15 protein-coding genes and 1 riboswitch are annotated in these 16,777 nt (G+C 61.5%); of the genes, 1 reads left to right on the forward strand and 14 read right to left on the reverse strand.

The genetic code is table 11. The features are described from left to right. Window positions 1-104: 104 nt before the first annotated feature. From ACFPN2_RS27355 to ACFPN2_RS27415, 13 genes are all read right to left on the reverse strand, one after another. Window positions 105-1,811: a serine hydrolase domain-containing protein gene (locus ACFPN2_RS27355; RefSeq protein ID WP_380602562.1), complete on the reverse strand. Its 1,707-nt coding sequence runs from the start codon at window positions 1,809-1,811 to the stop codon at window positions 105-107. A gap of 34 nt (window positions 1,812-1,845) precedes the next feature. Then, window positions 1,846-2,373 carry a M50 family metallopeptidase gene (locus tag ACFPN2_RS27360; protein ID WP_380602563.1) on the reverse strand — a complete coding sequence of 176 codons (528 nt, stop codon included), beginning with the start codon at window positions 2,371-2,373 and terminating at the stop codon, window positions 1,846-1,848. Between the two features lie 147 nt (window positions 2,374-2,520). After that, window positions 2,521-3,006: a VOC family protein gene (locus ACFPN2_RS27365; protein ID WP_380602565.1), complete on the reverse strand. Its 486-nt coding sequence runs from the start codon at window positions 3,004-3,006 to the stop codon at window positions 2,521-2,523. Between the two features lie 125 nt (window positions 3,007-3,131). Beyond that, window positions 3,132-5,357 carry a TonB-dependent receptor gene (locus ACFPN2_RS27370; protein ID WP_380602567.1) on the reverse strand — a complete coding sequence of 742 codons (2,226 nt, stop codon included), beginning with the start codon at window positions 5,355-5,357 and terminating at the stop codon, window positions 3,132-3,134. Between the two features lie 52 nt (window positions 5,358-5,409). After that, a complete protein-coding gene (locus ACFPN2_RS27375) occupies window positions 5,410-7,284 on the reverse strand; it encodes a hypothetical protein (protein WP_380602569.1) in 1,875 nt (624 codons plus the stop codon). A 73-nt stretch (window positions 7,285-7,357) separates the two neighbouring features. After that, window positions 7,358-8,680, reverse strand: a complete 1,323-nt coding sequence (locus ACFPN2_RS27380; protein WP_380602571.1) for a carboxylesterase family protein — start codon at window positions 8,678-8,680, stop codon at window positions 7,358-7,360. 26 nt (window positions 8,681-8,706) lie between these two features. Further along, the gene (locus tag ACFPN2_RS27385) at window positions 8,707-9,465 is read right to left on the reverse strand and encodes a hydroxymethylpyrimidine/phosphomethylpyrimidine kinase (protein ID WP_380602573.1); all 759 of its coding nucleotides are present in this window, start codon (window positions 9,463-9,465) and stop codon (window positions 8,707-8,709) included. A 3-nt stretch (window positions 9,466-9,468) separates the two neighbouring features. Then, a complete protein-coding gene (locus ACFPN2_RS27390; protein ID WP_380602574.1) occupies window positions 9,469-10,098 on the reverse strand; it encodes a thiamine phosphate synthase in 630 nt (209 codons plus the stop codon). Next, window positions 10,095-10,865 carry a thiazole synthase gene (locus tag ACFPN2_RS27395; RefSeq protein ID WP_380602576.1) on the reverse strand — a complete coding sequence of 257 codons (771 nt, stop codon included), beginning with the start codon at window positions 10,863-10,865 and terminating at the stop codon, window positions 10,095-10,097. The genes ACFPN2_RS27390 and ACFPN2_RS27395 overlap by 4 nt, the downstream gene beginning before the upstream one ends. Before the next feature lies 1 nt (window position 10,866). After that, on the reverse strand, window positions 10,867-11,064 hold the full coding sequence (thiS, locus tag ACFPN2_RS27400; RefSeq protein WP_380602578.1) for a sulfur carrier protein ThiS: 198 nt from the start codon (window positions 11,062-11,064) through the stop codon (window positions 10,867-10,869). Continuing rightward, the gene (gene thiO, locus ACFPN2_RS27405; protein ID WP_380602580.1) at window positions 11,048-12,043 is read right to left on the reverse strand and encodes a glycine oxidase ThiO; all 996 of its coding nucleotides are present in this window, start codon (window positions 12,041-12,043) and stop codon (window positions 11,048-11,050) included. Before thiO ends, thiS begins: the two co-directional genes overlap by 17 nt. A gap of 5 nt (window positions 12,044-12,048) precedes the next feature. After that, the gene (thiC, locus tag ACFPN2_RS27410) at window positions 12,049-13,797 is read right to left on the reverse strand and encodes a phosphomethylpyrimidine synthase ThiC (RefSeq protein WP_380602582.1); all 1,749 of its coding nucleotides are present in this window, start codon (window positions 13,795-13,797) and stop codon (window positions 12,049-12,051) included. Between the two features lie 73 nt (window positions 13,798-13,870). Continuing rightward, window positions 13,871-13,988, reverse strand: a riboswitch (TPP riboswitch). 37 nt (window positions 13,989-14,025) lie between these two features. Then, window positions 14,026-14,538, reverse strand: coding sequence for an AAA family ATPase (locus ACFPN2_RS27415; RefSeq protein ID WP_380602584.1), 513 nt, complete (start codon window positions 14,536-14,538; stop codon window positions 14,026-14,028). A gap of 248 nt (window positions 14,539-14,786) precedes the next feature. On the opposite strand from ACFPN2_RS27415, the gene ACFPN2_RS27420 reads away from it, so the two are divergent. After that, window positions 14,787-15,989 carry an HD-GYP domain-containing protein gene (locus tag ACFPN2_RS27420; RefSeq protein WP_380602586.1) on the forward strand — a complete coding sequence of 401 codons (1,203 nt, stop codon included), beginning with the start codon at window positions 14,787-14,789 and terminating at the stop codon, window positions 15,987-15,989. Here ACFPN2_RS27420 and ACFPN2_RS27425 read toward each other — a convergent pair. Continuing rightward, entirely contained in the window at window positions 15,958-16,776 is an 819-nt protein-coding gene (locus ACFPN2_RS27425) for an AraC family transcriptional regulator (RefSeq protein ID WP_380602588.1), read from the reverse strand. The two genes, ACFPN2_RS27420 and ACFPN2_RS27425, sit on opposite strands and share 32 nt — an antisense overlap. Window position 16,777: the final 1 nt, after the last annotated feature.

Consider the following 16,777-nt stretch of genomic DNA (forward strand, 5'->3'; position numbering starts at 1 on the left):
TGTGCATAACGCCGCTGTTATGGCGGCGACCCATCACGCAAACACTCGATCGAGGGCAGCCATTGCAGATTTACTCGGCCCCGGCACGAGCTGGGCGGCCGACGTCAGGCGCGCCTCAGCGGCACACTACGCCAGGTGGGTCGATCGCTCCTGAAATCGACGGCCTCGCCATCCGAGCTGAAAAACAAACCCGGTTGCAACTCGTCCACCAGACGCACGCCGTTCAAATACAGATATCCGTTCTGCCGATGGGCGATTACCTCGTAAGCGGGCTTGCCCCAGAAATGCAGCCAGTATTTGCCTTCGTAGGCGCGCCACTCCGCCTTGTTCGGCCCCGGCGCATCGTTGGGCCCATCGTTATAGTCCAGATGCGTAAAGCTGAATGCCGTTTCGATGTGCGCGGTACTTCCCTCTGTCGCTGGAAAGTAAGTCATGTGGGTCGCGTTGCCGTTGGGCCCGGCAGACATGGCGATCTCTGAAGATGAGAGCACTCTGGTACGAGGCTCTTCACGGCCCAGCTTGAGAAACAGGCCGCCTTCTTTGATTCTGAAGTCGCCGGAGGTTTCGCGGCCTATCCAGTTGCCGACATATTTGCCGAGCGTCTCGGTCGAGACTACAGCCGCGGGGAAATCTTCGATCCGGACACTGGGCTGTGGCGCCCCATACATACGAGTGAGGATCTTGTCGACGAGCGCCCCACCCCAACCATAGGCGAGACCCACGCCGCGATTGAACAACACCGCCAGCCCGACACCCTGTTCGGGGTAGAAGCGAAACACGGATCCGAATCCACACCCGCCACCGTTGTGATGAAATGTCGGCAGATTCGTTGCGCCGAATCGCAGCTTCCATCCCGCCACTCCGAGGCTATACGCACCGCCAAACGGGAAGCTGTGCATCTCGTTCCAGAGCGGTTCCTGCAAGAGCGCTTGCCCTCCGCTTCGACCTTTGTCGATGTGAAACTTCAGATAGGCCACCATGTCCCGCGCACTCGCATAGATCCCACCCGCCGGGATGAATGGCAACGCTCGTGGGCGAGTTTCATGACCGTCCACATGACCGAGCGCCCGATTGGCTCGCTTCATGTAGTCACTCGTCTCCGCGGTGGTACTACGCATGTTCAATGGATCGAACAGCAGCTCCTTCAAGCACGCGGCGAACGGCTTTCTCATCGCCGTCTGCAGGATGAATCCCGCCAGGTCGACCCCGAGATTCGAATAGCGAAACCGATCGCCCATGGGGAACCGCAGCCAGGTGTCGGAGATACTTTGCACATGCGCTTCGAAGCTGGGAAAACTCAGGTCGTCGTCATTCCCGATGGGTGCCTCATGAGTGAAGCCGGCACGGTGCGACAGCAGATGTCGCAATGTCATCTTCGCTTGCGGCTGCTTATCGAAGCGGCTGTTCACGGTGAATTCGGGCAGGTAAGCGACAATGGGCTTATCGAGGTCGAGCAGGCCCCGCTGCACCGCTAGCATGATCGCGGTGGTGGTCATGTTCTTGGACGTGGATTGAATGCTGAAGATCGTGTCCAGATCGACGGGCCGCCTGGATTTGTCGTCGATCGTTCCGAACGCTTCGATCCACACGGGTCGACGATCGTTGACCAGGCAGATCGCAGCGCCTGGGATGCGCTCCTTGATCATCGCCGCACGAATCTGTTCTCGCGCCTCGTCGATCCATAGCTTTATCTCGCCGCTCGCATCGACCCACGCGGTCTCGCGACTCGCGAAGCTCGACGCCGGCACGGCGAGGGCGGCGGCAACGCCCGCGGTATGTGCGATGAAAGATCGCCGGGAAGTCCTGGTCATCGGCGGCTCCGTGGCTCATCGCCTGTTCCTCGCGTCACTCTCTTCGCATCCGCTTCACGTAGTACTTGAGTATCGCCCATAGCACGAAGCCATCCGTCGGCCCGTTGATCCCTCTGCCGGGAATCACATTGAGAATGAACATCGCGGCATTCATGACGACGGCCACAATCAGAAAATAACTGAACGCTTCGGAATTCAGCTCGTCCAGGAGCCAGAATCCCGGCACCGCGATCAGCAACAGAATCAGCTGGGCAATCAACCCTCCCGAGTAGATGAAGACGGCCGATCGGGTATCTCTCGGCAGCTCGGTCCTGCAAAGCCCGCCGGTCCCGGAGATCTCGATCGAGACCACCTGGTGTTTGACCAGACGAGCGGCGACGAGATGACCCAGCTCGTGCCACAAGACCAGCAGCACATAACCCACGAGGAGATAGATCGACGGAACGGGATCGAACCTGGCCAAGCCTATCGGGAAGAGCGCCCCGACCGGAAATGACCAGTGGAGATACACCGGGACACGATGGATACGCGCGAGCTCGACGGAGCCCTTGGGCCGGTCCATTCCGGACGTTCCTTGTTGACGAGGGAGCGCCCAAGTCTACACGGCACCGCCGGCCCGGCCTGAGGTCCATGCCCGGAATTTGCATTCGACGTTTCTGCGGAAACGCTTCGCCGGGGCGGATCGCCCCGGCGCCCGCGAGCTTTCAGGCTAGCGAGACTTTCCCCGCCAGGCGGCTTCGATGGTAGCGATGTCGATCTTTCTCATCTCCATCATCGCTGCGAACGCGCGCTTCGCGGCCTCGCGGTCTGGATCGGTGGTCGCTTGGATCAGAATGCGAGGAGTGATCTGCCAGTTCAGGCCCCACTTGTCCTTGCACCACCCGCAGGCGCTCTCGGCGCCGCCGTTGCCGACGATGGCATTCCAATAGCGATCGGTCTCCGCCTGGTCCTCGGTGAGAATCTGAAACGAAAACGCTTCGCTCTGCTTGAAGATCGGGCCGCCATTCAGCCCGACGCAGGGGACGCCCACCACCGTGAACTCGACCGTCAGGATCTGCCCTTCCTTGCCGCCCGGAAAATCGCCGGGCGCCCGATGGACCGCGGTCACCTTGCTGTCCGGAAAAGTCCGGGCGTAGAACTCAGCGGCTTGCTCCGCTGCGTTGTCATACCAAATACAAATTACATTCTTGGCCATCGTCGGGTCTCCTTCGGTGGATCGAGTTGAGCCTACCTGTCGCCCCAAGGACGGACCAGCCCTGCGAAATCCGACACCTGGTCCCGATTAATGCGGGCAGCCCATCGCCGCCCGCACAATGACGATCAGAACTCCACGCCCAACGTTAACCCATAGGTCCGCGGCGCGCCGGGTGTGCCGTTGTCGCCCGAATTGGTCGCGCTGAGCTGCGTCCGGTAGTACTCCTCGGTGAGATTGTTTCCCCACAATCGGACATACATCCGTTCGCCGGTGTCGCGCCACGTGATGGATGCGTCGACGAGGCTGTAGCTGTCCTGGACGACGCGTTCGTCGGCGGTGGCGACGAAGCCGTCGTTGTAATAGTAGTTCGCGGCCAAGGTAAACGTGCCGATGCCGGTTGGAATCTCCAGGCTACCGCCGAAGCTGCCGGTCATCTCCGGCGTGTTTTGCAGCTTGTTGCCCGAGCCCTCGCCGCGGATCAGGCAGTTGCCGCCGAGTTGAGTGAACGGGCTGCCAAACGTGCCGAGACAGGTCTGCCCCGCGGGAATCACGAACCCCGCCGGCAGCGGGTACGGAACCGAAATGATGGCATTGGTGAAATCGGTGTAAGTGGCATCCGTCCAGCCGACGCCGCCGAACAAACGGAAACCATCGCTGACCTGCAGAATGAAGTCCGCATCGGCACCGTAAATCTCCGCGCCATCGGCGTTGTAAACGTTGTTCACGCCGGCAATGACCTGCTGGACCTGCACGTTGGTCTGGTCGTAGTAATAGCCGGCGACGTTCAAGCGCAGGTGTTGATCGAACAGATCGGATTTGAATCCCAGCTCATAGCCATCGATCTGCTCGGGCTCGAGCGCGATGACCGGCGTCGCTTGAGGCACGAACGTGCCGCTGCGGAAACCGCGGTTGTAGCTTGCATAGACCATCAACTCAGGCGAGAAACGATGGTCGATGGACAGCTTCCAGCTCGGATCGCTGAACGTGCGCTCGTCCTGGATCGTCGGGCTGACGGTCGTGACGTTGAGGTTGCCGTTGTACGTGACCGTCTTCGCCTCGAACTCGCGCTTGTCGTTGGTGTAGCGAATGCCCGCCGTCACGTTGGTTGCATCGGTCAGCGCATACGTCCCTTCGGCGAAGCCGGAGATCGAGTTGAGCTCGACATCGGTCATGGTGTCGCTATAGCCATTGCCGCCGAACGTCGTCAGGCCCGTGGTTCGGCCCGGCTCCTGCCCCGCCGAGTTCCACATATAAAAGGCGCCGACAGTCCATTTCAACGCACCGTCGCCGGCGGAGATCAGATCGATCTCCTGGGTGAACTGCTCATCGTAGTTGTCGTTGAAGATGCGGAGCCGGGCCTGGGTCGTGCCGTCGGGATCGAAATAGGTGCTCAGGCTGGTGTCGCGATAGGCCGTGACGCTCTTGAAGGTGAAGGCATCGAACTCATGTTCGAAGATCACACTGCCGCCAGTCTGACGAGCGCGCAGCTCGGGATCGACGTCGCTGTAGATATCGTAGTCAGGATCGCCGCCCGCATCCCGGATGAGCGTGTTGACGTTCTGCCCCAGCGCGTTGAGCTCGAAATTGCGGAAGCTCGGATCGGCGCCGTCGCGACCGTTGGTATCGACCGAGACGCGCAGATCGGTGTTCTCGCCGATCTTCCACAGCAGCTTGACGCGCCCCGCCCAGCTCTCCGACGTCATCACCTCGTTGCCGGTGAACCGATTGACGCCGTAACCCTCGTCGCGATTGTCATATTGAGCCGAGACGCTCATCGCAACCGAATCGCTCAAGCCGCCGGTCAGGAAGAAACCGCCGTTGGCGGTGTCGTAATTGCCATAGCCGATCTGTGCTTTGCCGGCCAGATCGAATTCGGGATCGCGTGTGCGGATCTGGATCAGACCGCCGGTGGTGTTCCGGCCGTACAGCGTGCCCTGCGGCCCCTTGGAAACGACGACCTGCGCAGTGTCGAACAAAGATTGGATGTTGCCGAAAGTCGCGCCGTAGTAAACATCGTCGATATACACCGCCACCGGGTTCTCGATGCCTGGGCCCTGGCCCGAAGCACCGATGCCTCGCAGACGAGGCATGCCGAAGCCAGCGACACCGGTCGTGATGTTGAGCGACGGAACGACCGCCTTCAGATCCATCGTGCTCGCGGTCCCCGCGGTGGCGAGGTCATCCGCGCTGAGCGCGGTAATGGCAATGGGCACATCCTGTGCGTTCTCTTCGCGCTTCTGCGCGGTGACGATCACTTCCTCCAGACCGCCCTCTGGAATCGATGTTTCCTGTGCCTGCACCAGCGCGGTCACGAGCATCGTGCCCGCCAGCATCGCCATCGACGTCTTCATCTTGGCCCCCCAGTTTTGGCTCATCGCCGAATAGTTGTTACATGCTTTCTTTTCACCGCAGGAATTTGGCGGGGATGTACAGCGGCATCGAGTCCTCCCACGGGCTATCGGTGAGCATGCGCTTGCCGGTGCCGTCCGCATTCATCGCCCAATTCTGGCCGTACGGTTGGAAGGTCCGGTCGTACAGCGAGGCTTCGTCCCGGAAGCCATATTCGCCGGTGTTCCAAAGGATCTGCTTGCCATCCGCCGTCCACACCGCGTGCCCATCGTTCGCTCCGGACGTGGTCAACCGCTTCAGCTCCGTACCATCCGGGCGAATGGTGAAGACATCGAAGTTCACCGCGTCGACGCGACGCGTAAACACAATGGCACTGCCGTCCGGCGACCAGCCCGGCAGATTGTCGGGCTCATTTGTCAACACGCGAACCTTGCGAGACTCCAGATCGAGAATGCGCAGGCCCTTTTCCTTCTCGCTGTACACGCGGAACACGACCTGCTTGCCATCGGCGGAGTAACTCGGAAAGCCGGAGTGAACCGTGCCGTCGGTCAACTCTTCGAGACCCGTGCCATCGCGACGAACGCGCATGATCTTCGCCGTGCCATGACGACGCTCCTGGAACCACTGCCCGAGACCGAACACGATCCACTGCCCATCCGGCGACCACGCCGGCTGAAATGCACCGGCCAGGCCGCGCGAAGCTTGGGTCGAATCCAGGCCGCTGGTCGCAACCTCATACACGACCTTGCGATTGGAGCCGTCCGGATCGCTGATCACAATCGACGAGTTGCGATGTTTCTCGCTGTACACCAGCTTGCCGTCGCTGGACAGCGCCGGGAACACATCGGTGTACTGATAGTCCCATTCCGGATCCCAGCTGTAGAGCGGCAGGTTCTGCGCACGCGGCTTGAAGTCCACCTTCTCATAAACAATCTGCGAGCCATTCGCCGACCACACCGGCGAGCGCAGCTGCGCTTTCACCGTGGCCGAGCCCGACGAGTTGTACAGGCCTTCCAGCGGACCGCCCTTGATGTGATAAGCGACGTCCTTGCCATTCACGAACTGCGGCGCGACTTTGAAGCCCGGGCCCGAAGTGTGCTCGATGCGCTCGCCCGTCTTGATATCGACCGACACGATCTGCGACGACACCTTCGCGATCCCTTCCGGCCGACGCGCGCCCCAGGTTTCCTCGGTGGTCGTTTCATAGAACACCACGCGCTTGCTATCGGGGGACCATTTCGGCGAGCCGAGGCAATAGCCGGGCTTGGTTGCGAGCTTGCGCAGGCCTTTGCCATCTGCGCCGATCAAGTAAATGCTCAACTCTTGAGTGTGCTCCCACCCATGAGGCGCATCGTGACCGCGCCACTCGGTGCCGCGATCCGACGAGAACGCGATCCACTTGCCATCGGGCGACCACGCAGGCCGGAAGAAACCATCCGGCTTGCCCGAATCCTGCGCGGTCCGGGCCGTCGCAGTGAGATTACGAAGCTGGCCCGATTTGATATCGAGCGTCCAGATGTTTGCTTTCAGACTGCCGCGCGTCGACATGAAAGCGACCCGTGAGCCGTCGGGCGACAGCGTTGCTTGATCATCGACGGCAGGATCTTCGGTCAACTGCTCGATGCCCGTACCGTCGGCACGCACGCGATAGATGTCCGCCTGGCCGAGCCCGCCGCGCTCGGAAGTGAAGACGATCCACTGGCCGTCCGCGGAATACGAGGGGTGATAGTCGAACACCGAGCTCTGGAGCAGCTTGCGCTCGCCGGTGCCGTCAGCGTTGGCGACGTAGAGCTCGGACGAGCTCGGTCCGATGCGATTCATCAGCATGACGCCCTTTTTCGCAACGTCGGCTGCGGCCGTGGCAGGCAGGCCCATCTGGATGGAAAGGATCGCCGCCGCGATACCCATCGTCAGTTGTCTTCGGTTCATTCGCCGATTCTTGCATCGGACCGCGGCGAGCGAGTATTGGATTCGTGCCCGCGGCGATAGATTTGAGGTGTGCCTACGCCCGGCGGTAACTCACCAGCGCCGGCTCGATCAGGCCCGGCTCCAGGCGACCGGTCCGCGCAAACGTCGACCATAGCGCTCTGACTTTTTGGGCGCTGGTATGCACGTCAGCCCAGCTCAGACCGGCGACCAGATCGGCGTCCCGCCAGGTCGACTCGTCGCCGAACAGCAGCGGCAGATCGATGGCGTGGGTTGCGCCCAGCCGGTTCGTCTTCGATCCCCAATGAATCTTATAGGTATAGGCGCGGCCGCCCGCTCGCGCGTGACGACTCGCGAAACGATCGGCCGCCACGGCGTAGACCTTGCGCGTGATCGTTCTGACAACAACGTGACGGACCATGTCGCCGAGCAACGGCAGCGCTGAAAGTTTACGCAGAGGCTCCATGATGGGGATGAAGAAGGAACCTTCTTCGGCCGCCGAGCCGATCAGCACATCGAAGCGACTCGCACATCGCGACCACGCTGAGTCCACGTCCTCCTCGGGCGGCAAGGGATGATGTCCGTATTGAGTGCCGAATGGCATGGCGGCCGGCCACCCGAATCCTTGCGAGGCGGACACAACGGAAGCCTGCGCACCGATGACCTCTTCGGTAGGCGCATCGTGAGTCACGCGAGCGGCGATTTTCATCATCGCTTCGCTCATCTTGCGACGACCCAGACTGATGCCGAGCGGTGCGCTTTGAATGATGGCCCGCCGGAACAGATCCTGCGCGCCTTCCGCAATCATCAAGTGCGCGATCGCATCGCCGCCCGCCGACTGACCGAACAGCGTGATGTTGTCCGCGTCGCCACCGAACGCCGCGATGTTTTTCTTCACCCAACGCAGCGCTTCGATGATGTCGAGCAATCCCAGATTCGCGGCTCGCCCACCGGCGCCGCCGAGGAATCCGAGCAACCCCAACCGATAGGTCACCGAAACAACGATGACGCCCTGCTCTTCCACCAACGCGCGTGCATCGTAGATCGCCGCGTCGCCCGCGCCGAACACATAGGACCCGCCATGAATCCACACCATCACGGGTCGCTTATCGACCGGTGCAATGTCATCCGGCGCGGTGACCGACAACCGCAGACAATCTTCCGTCGACGCGAGCGTTCGCACCGACGATTTCATCAGCCCCATGCCGAAGGGATGATCGGCCTGGGCACAAGCAGGGGACCACTCGGTGGCAGGGAGGTCGGTCGACGCTGCAGGCTCCGGCGTCGGCGGCTGAAAACGCAGGGCTCGCGCGTAACGGAGGCCCGTCGCACGAATCACTCGCCCATCGCGCCAGCCGATGATCCGGCCCGCCGGTGCGTCGAAGGAAGGAGCAGTCATCGGCGAACTATAGCCGATGTATTGCTTCAGCCAGATGGCCTCAGGGCCCGCAGCTTGTCATAGACGTAGGTCTTGGCCTGCTGACACGCGACTTCCATCGGCACGCCCGACGCCATCGAAGCCGCGATGGCCGAACTTAGCGCGCAGCCCGTGCCCCGCATCGTGACGTCGAGGCGCTTGGCTCTGAAGGAGACCGGCGGCCCGGCTCGCGTCGCGAGTATGTCCACGGAATTGCCCTTAGTCCCGTGCCCACCTTTGAGAAGAACTCCTGTCGAGCAGAAGCGAAGCAGCGCCTCTGCCTGCGATGACTGCCTGGCGTCATCCTTTGCAATGGGCTCGCCGAGCAGCGCGCTGGCCTCGATCAAGTTTGGCGTCACCAGCGTGCATCGAGACAAGAGGTGATCTCGCAACAGATGCAGGCCTTCTGGATTGAGCAAGGGCGCGCCGGACGACGAGCACAGGACGGGATCGACAATGATCGGGATGCGGCTTCGATCAGGCAGTTCGTCGAGCACTGCTTGCACAATCGCGCCGGTGCCGAGCATGCCGATCTTGATGGCACGAACGTCGTTTGAGCGGAGCGCGGCACGCAACTGCTGCCTCACTAACTCGGGTGCCAGGACGTGTGATGTCACGACCTCGCTATTCGATTGCGCCGTGACTGCAGTGACGACGCATGATGCGCGAGCGCCGAGTTCGGTGATGACTTGAATGTCTCGCACCAAGCCCGCGCCGCCGCTCGAGTCGGTGCCGCCGATGACCAGGACATGCGCCGCGCCTGACATGCGCTATCTGACCGGCGGCAGAGCCGCTGGCCTCGCCTCACGCGATGCGTCGATCCATTCGCGCGCTCTGAGCTCGGGCGTCGCATGCCGAAGCACATCCGACACAACGGCTGCGCTATCGGCGCCAGCGTTGAACACGCCAGGCAGGCGCTCAATCGTCAGCCCGCCAATAGCCACCAACGGGATCGGTGCAACTCGCGCCTTCCATTCCGAAATGCGCGCCAGGCCCTGCGGCGCCCAAGGCATCACCTTCAACGTCGTCGGATAGATCGGCCCGAGCGCCACGTAGTCAGGACCGAATGTCAGCGCCCGCTCCAGCTCCTCATGACTATGCGTGCTGATACCAATCCGCACGCCCGCCCTTTTCAACGCCGGCACATCCGCCTCATCCAGATCCGACTGCCCGAGGTGCACGAAATCGCAGCCTTCATCGAGCGCCATCCGCCAATAGTCATTAACGATCAAACATGCGCCCGCCCGAGCGCACAGCGCTTTCGCAGTGACGACCTGCTCGCGAATCTCTTCATCCGGTCGATCTTTGACGCGCAACTGGACCAGCTTCACACCCACCGGCAGCAACCTGCGCAGCCAGGCCACATCGTCGACGATCAAATAAAACGGATCGAGTTTCATATCAGATGCGCCAACCCAATCTCGGGCGTCGATGGAATCGCAACGTCACTCGGCATCATGGGCTGCGCGACAAAGGCCGCATGCCCCGCCTTGACGGCATCGGCAAACGCTCGAGCCATTCCAACAGGATCGCCCGCGCGTGCCACCGCCGTGTTGATCAGCACAGCATCCATGCCCAATTCCAAAGCTCGCGCCGCGTGCGACGGCACGCCGATGCCAGCATCCACAATCAACGGCACCTCTGGAAATCGAGCCCGCATCGCTCGCAGACCGAGCACGTTGTTCAAGCCCTGCCCCGATCCGATCGGCGCGCCCCACGGCATCAACACCCGACAGCCCGCATCCAGCAGCTTGTCCGCAACTACTAGATCTTCGGTTGTATAAGGAAAGACCTGGAAGCCGTCGTCGCACAGAATCTTCGCCGCCTCCACCAAGCCGAACACTTCAGGCTGCAATGTCGCGCGATCGCCGATGACTTCGAGCTTGATCCAGCTCGTGTCGAACACTTCGCGCGCCATGTGCGCCGTCGTGACCGCTTCTTTCACCGAATGACAGCCCGCCGTGTTCGGCAACACACGCACGCCAAGCGACCGAATGATCGAAAAGAAGCCCTGCCCGGAACGTTCGCCACTCGACTCGCGCCGCAGAGAAACAGTCACGACTTCAGTGCCCGACGCCTTGACGGCCTCGGTCAACACGGCCGGCGAGGGATATCTCGATGTTCCGAGCAGCAGCCTGGATGTCAGCAGCGTGTCGTATACGCGCACGTCATCCTCCTTGCATCGGCGCCACGACCTCGACGCGATCGCCTTCGCTCAGAACGATCTCCAGGCGCTGGGTCTTGGGAATGAACAGTCCGTTCACAGCGGTCGCAATCGTGCCATCGCGATAGCCCAGCTCCTGGAGCGCCTGGTCCAGGCGGCTCTCCGCGATCTCTCGCTCGACTCCGTTAAGCGTGATTTTCATACGCCACCTGAGCACAAGGTTCGCCGGTCAACACGGCGTCCGCTGCCATTTGCGCGAAAGCTGGCGCGAGCAAAAATCCATGCCGGAAAAATCCGTTGATATAAATACGATCGCTGCGCCAGGCGATGCGCGGCATGTTGTCCGGAAACGCGGGCCGCACCTGCGAGCCCATCTCCAAAATCTCCGCTTCCGCGAACGCCGGATGTAACGAACACGCCGCACTCAGCAACTCCAGCACGGAGCGCGCAGTCACTCGGCTCAGCTCATCGCTCTCGATCATGGTGGCACCTACCATGAACACGCCGTTCGGACGCGGCACGATGTAGGCCGGAACGCGGGGGTCGAGCAATCGCACCGGGCGATTGAGCGAGATCTCCCTCGACCGCAGCACCAGCATTTCCCCTTTGACCCCGCGAAGCTCCGGTAGAGCCTCCCTCGCGGCCCGGCCGGTGCAATCCACGACCAGATGATCGCCGTCAGACCGGGCGGTGCTGGTCACGCCGAAGTGAATTCGCCCGCCGTGAGAGATAAATCGATCGGCCAGGCACCGCAGCGCCTCACGCGGGTCGATGTGCGCCTCGTCTTTGAAGAACAAGCCTTTCGGAAAGCGATTCGCGAGCGACGGCTCCAACTCGCTGATGCCGCCCGCATCCAGCCATTCATAACGACTCGTCCGACGACTCAATGCGACCAGTTCAGAGAAGTGGCGGCCGTGCGCAACCACGAGGCTTCCCTGTTGTACCAGGGTCGGCACTCGCTGCTTCCACCATTCGACACTCTGCTCGCCGAACGTTGCGACCAGATCGGCGGAATGATCACACTCGCACCAGGGCGCAAGCATGCCGCCGGCGTACCACGAGCAGCTGTGCGGGCCGAAGTTGGCTGCCTGCTCGAATACTTCGGTAGGAATGCCACGCTCGGCGAACTCGACCGCGCAAGTCATGCCCGCCACGCCGGCCCCAACGATCGACACACGCACGTTGCTCAGCCCAGCTCTGAACGAATGTAGATTTCGCCCTGCTCTCGAAACTTCAGCGCCATTTCGCTCATGCCCGATTCACGCGCCGCCGCTTGCACCTCGTGCGAGATACGCATGGAGCAGAACTTCGGGCCGCACATCGAGCAGAAGTGCGCAAGCTTGTGCGCCTCGCGCGGCATGGTCTCGTCGTGGAATGCGCAGGCCGTGTCTGGATCGAGCGAAAGGTTGAATTGATCCTCCCAACGGAAGTCGAAGCGCGCCCGTGAAATCGCATCGTCACGATCTCGTGCACCGGGATGGCCTTTGGCGAGATCCGCCGCATGCGCCGCGATCTTGTACGTAATGACGCCGGTTTTGACGTCGTCGCGATTGGGCAGGCCCAAATGTTCCTTAGGCGTCACGTAGCACAGCATCGCCGTGCCGAACCAGCCAATCATGGCCGCACCGATCGCCGACGTGATGTGATCGTAGCCAGGCGCAATGTCCGTGGTCAGCGGCCCGAGCGTGTAGAACGGCGCTTCGGCGCAGTGCTTCAGCTGCTCGTCCATGTTCTCTTTGATCTTATGCATCGGCACGTGGCCCGGCCCTTCGATCATCACCTGGCAATCGTGCCTCCAGGCGATGCGAGTCAGCTCGCCGAGCGTTCTGAGCTCCGCGAACTGCGCGGCATCGTTTGCGTCCGCGATGGAGCCCGGACGCAAGCCGTCGCCGAGCGAGAAACTCACATCGTAGGCGCGGCAGATCTCGCAGATTTCCTCGAAGTGCTCGTACAGGAAACTCTCGCGATGATGCGCGAGACACCACTTCGCCATGATGGAGCCACCCCGGGACACGATGCCGGTGACCCGATTCGCCGTCAGCGGGATGTAAGCGAGCCGCACGCCCGCATGAATCGTGAAGTAATCGACGCCCTGCTCCGCTTGTTCGATGAGCGTGTCGCGGAAAATCTCCCATGTGAGCGCTTCGGCGACGCCATCCACTTTCTCCAGCGCTTGATAGATGGGCACGGTGCCGATGGGCACAGGCGAGTTGCGCAGAATCCATTCGCGGATGTTGTGAATGTTCTTGCCCGTGGACAGATCCATGACGGTGTCCGCGCCCCAGCGAATGGCCCACACCATCTTGTCGACCTCTTCCGCCATGCTCGAGCTCACCGCGGAATTGCCGATGTTGGCGTTGATCTTCACCAGGAAGTTGCGGCCGATGATCATCGGCTCGGACTCGGGATGATTGATGTTCGCCGGGATGATCGCGCGACCCGCCGCGATCTCCGCGCGGACAAACTCGGGTGTCACGTACTCGGGCACGTTGGCGCCCCATGAATTGCCATCCCGGCCATTCGCTGCTTTGAGCTTGGCGCGGCCGACATTCTCGCGAATCGCCACGAATTCCATCTCGGGCGTGATGATTCCGGCACGTGCGTAGGCGAGCTGAGTTACGCCCGCGTTCGATTTCGCGCGCAACGGCGACTGGTTGATCGCTTGCTGCTGAGTTTCCTGACGCTCAACATCCTGACGAGCCAGAATCCACGGCTCGCGAATGCGTGTCAGACCCCGTTCGATTTGAATGTTTGCTCGCGGATCGGTGTACGGACCGGAGGAATCGTAGACCCACACATCGGGCTCGTTGGCCGACGGATGCAGCTGAATGGCCCGCATCGGCACCTTGATGTGCGGATATAAGATGCCGGATTCGTAGACTTTTCGGGAGGAAGGCAGCGCGGCCGTGCTGACGGGGACCGATTTGGCATTCATCTGATTCTCCAGTTGGAGATCCAGAACCGCCGTGAGTAGCACGCGCGCGTGCGACGTCATCAAAGACACTATCGCTCCGCGCTTACGACTTTCCTACGCCAGCATGACCTGGATCAGGTGTAAGGGTCGCCATATCGCGCATGAGCGCCAATGACCTCTCAGCCCCTATAGGGACTCCCCTAGCGAGCGCGACGTTACCTGCTGCGAGCGATGAGAGTCAAGCTGCGTTCACGCCAGCTGTTTCATCGCGGCCAGCACGACCGACCGCGAGTGCTCCAATGAAACTTCGCCATCGATACGAACGATCGGAACATTCCGCTCCGCCAGCCACTGCTCGTGCTTCTGTCGATTGCGCCCCGGCAAGCGACCCTCATCGTATTGCGCGGCCCACTCGATGAACGCCGGATCGATGTAGCCCAACTGCTCTTGCTCACGCCGACGCAGCCGTTCGACCCGAATCTCGGTGGGCACGGTCAAGAAAACAATGATCGACATGGAATCCGCCAACTCTCGGCCCCACGTGACGATCGAGCCGGAGATCAACGCGATCTTCACCTGCTCGAGGTCGCGGACCAGCATCGACAATCTTTCCTCCGCATCGCGCTTGACCTTGAACGGCGGCGACGTCGGCACCCAGAAATAATCATCCAGATCGAACGCCCTCGTCCCAAGCTCAGCCGCCAGCGCACGGGCCAGCGTGGAAGTACCGGATCCGGAAGCTCCGGTGATGAGGACACGCATGGATTTCTGCTCCGCCGCCAAGAACGAATTTCCATAACGAGTGAGATGGTACTCAGCCGCACCGCGTCGTGAGGGAAACCCCTGAATGCCGCCGCGCGCCGCGCTTTCCCTCCCCCTGCCCCGCATCCGCTTTGCGACGGACCTCTCATAATCCACTACGGGGTCACCGTAATTTTTGGTCCGCGCCTGCCGATGCAGGTCAACAGACGACGGATTACGCGCGGCCCGTTGGCTGCCAGTCGAACGCCATGCTGAAAAAAATCGCCATATCTGAAGTTCGAACCGGGATGTTCGTGGCTTCGGTCGAGGGACCGTGGCTACAACACTCCTTCTGGAAGACCCGCTTCCTGGTGGATGCGGAGTCGCATGCCCGGCTGAAAGCGTCGGGCCTGAAGGAATGCTGGATCGATACATCCAAGGGCCTGGACGTCGCACGACCCAAGACCGAGACTCCGGTCATCGAAATCGTGCCGACGCCGCCGCCAGCGTCGAAACCCAAAGTTCGCCGATCAATGGGCGATGAGCTGCACAACGCAGCCAATGTGTTGAAGCGCTCCAAGCAGGCGGTCAATTCTTTATTCGCTGAAGCGCGCATGGGCAACGCCGTCAACACGAGCGAGTGCGCGCCGCTGGTCAATGACATCGTCGACTCCGTCGATAGCAACTCGCACGCGCTGATCAGCCTGTGTCGGTTGAAGACCGCGGACGAATACACCTACATGCACTCCGTATCGGTGTGCGCGTTGATGGTTTCGCTCGGCAAACAACTCGGCCTCGATGAGCCGACGTTGCGCGATGCTGGCATGGCCGGACTGCTGCACGACCTGGGCAAGGCAGTGATGCCTCAGGACATCATCAACAAGCCAGGCAAGCTCACCGACGACGAATTCACCATCATCAAATCGCATCCGGTGCGCGGACACGAGATGCTGCTGGAAAGCGGCGTCAGCAACGAGCGCGTGCTCGATGTGGCGCGCCATCATCACGAGCGCATCGACGGCAAGGGCTATCCCGACGCACTGACGGCCGACAAAATCTCTTTGATCGCGCGCATGAGCGCAGTCTGCGACGTTTACGACGCCGTCACTTCAGACCGGCCCTACAAATCAGGCTGGGATCCGGCCGAGTCGGTCGCGCGCATGGCCTCGTGGGAAGGTCACTTCGATTCGATGGTGTTGCAAACATTCATCAAGACCATCGGTATCTACCCGGTCGGCTCGCTGGTGCGCATGGCGTCCGGCAAGCTGGGCGTGGTCGTGGAGCAGAATCCCGCCAAGCTCACCGCCCCGAAAGTGAAACTGTTCTTCTCCACCAAGTCGGGCATGCCGTTCGAGCCCAAGCTGGTGGATCTGATGGAATCGCACGTCACCGACAAGATCGTGGCGCGCGAGCCGCCCGAGAACTGGAGCTTCGGCTACCTCAACGACCTGTGGGCAACTCACGTTGCGTGAGTGACGGACAGAACTGACTCGGCGGGTGGCCCAACACCCGCTTGAACATCGCAGTGAACGCGCTCGGGCTGTCATAGCCAAGATCGCCCGCCACATTCGCAACCGGGCGACCGGCCGCAAGCTGAGTCATCGCCGCAAGCAAGCGCGCTTGTCGACGCCACGACCCAAACGTAATCCCCGTCTCTTTGTGAAACAAACGCTCGAGCGTGCGTGAGCTCGCGCCCACGGTCTCGCCCCACTCCGCGCTGGTCCTGCAATCCGACGGATCCTGCAGAATCGCCTGGCAAATACGCCGTACGCGAGTATCTGCCGGCATCGGGATGTGCAACGGCAAGGTGCCGATCTCACGAATCTCGCTGAGGATCAGCTCGGTCAGATGAACCGAAGGCGCCACGCGCGGCTCGGCTTCAGCGAGCGCCACCATGCGCAAGATCAGCTCACGAAGCAGCGATGTGACTTCGATGACACAGCACTCCGCCGGCAAGCCCGATCTCGCATCGGGCCGCAGGAACAACGTGCGCATCTTCACCGCGCTGTTCGCACGGATTTCGTGAGGCACTTGCGGCGGCACCCAGATCGCACGCATCGGCGGCACGACCCAGATGCCGTTTGGCGTATCGACGCGCATGATGCCCGACGACGCATGGATGAGCTGCGCGCGGTCATGCTGATGACGCGCGATCAAATAGCCGGCGGGATAGTCACGCGAGAACGCGACGATCGCCTCGGGGCTCTCTTCCAGCTTTCGAACCAGCGCTAACGCCGAACCTTCGATGCCCGTGCTCATC

The organism is Steroidobacter flavus, assembly GCF_042651805.1.
In the GTDB taxonomy this organism is placed as follows: Bacteria; Pseudomonadota; Gammaproteobacteria; order Steroidobacterales; family Steroidobacteraceae; genus Steroidobacter; species Steroidobacter flavus.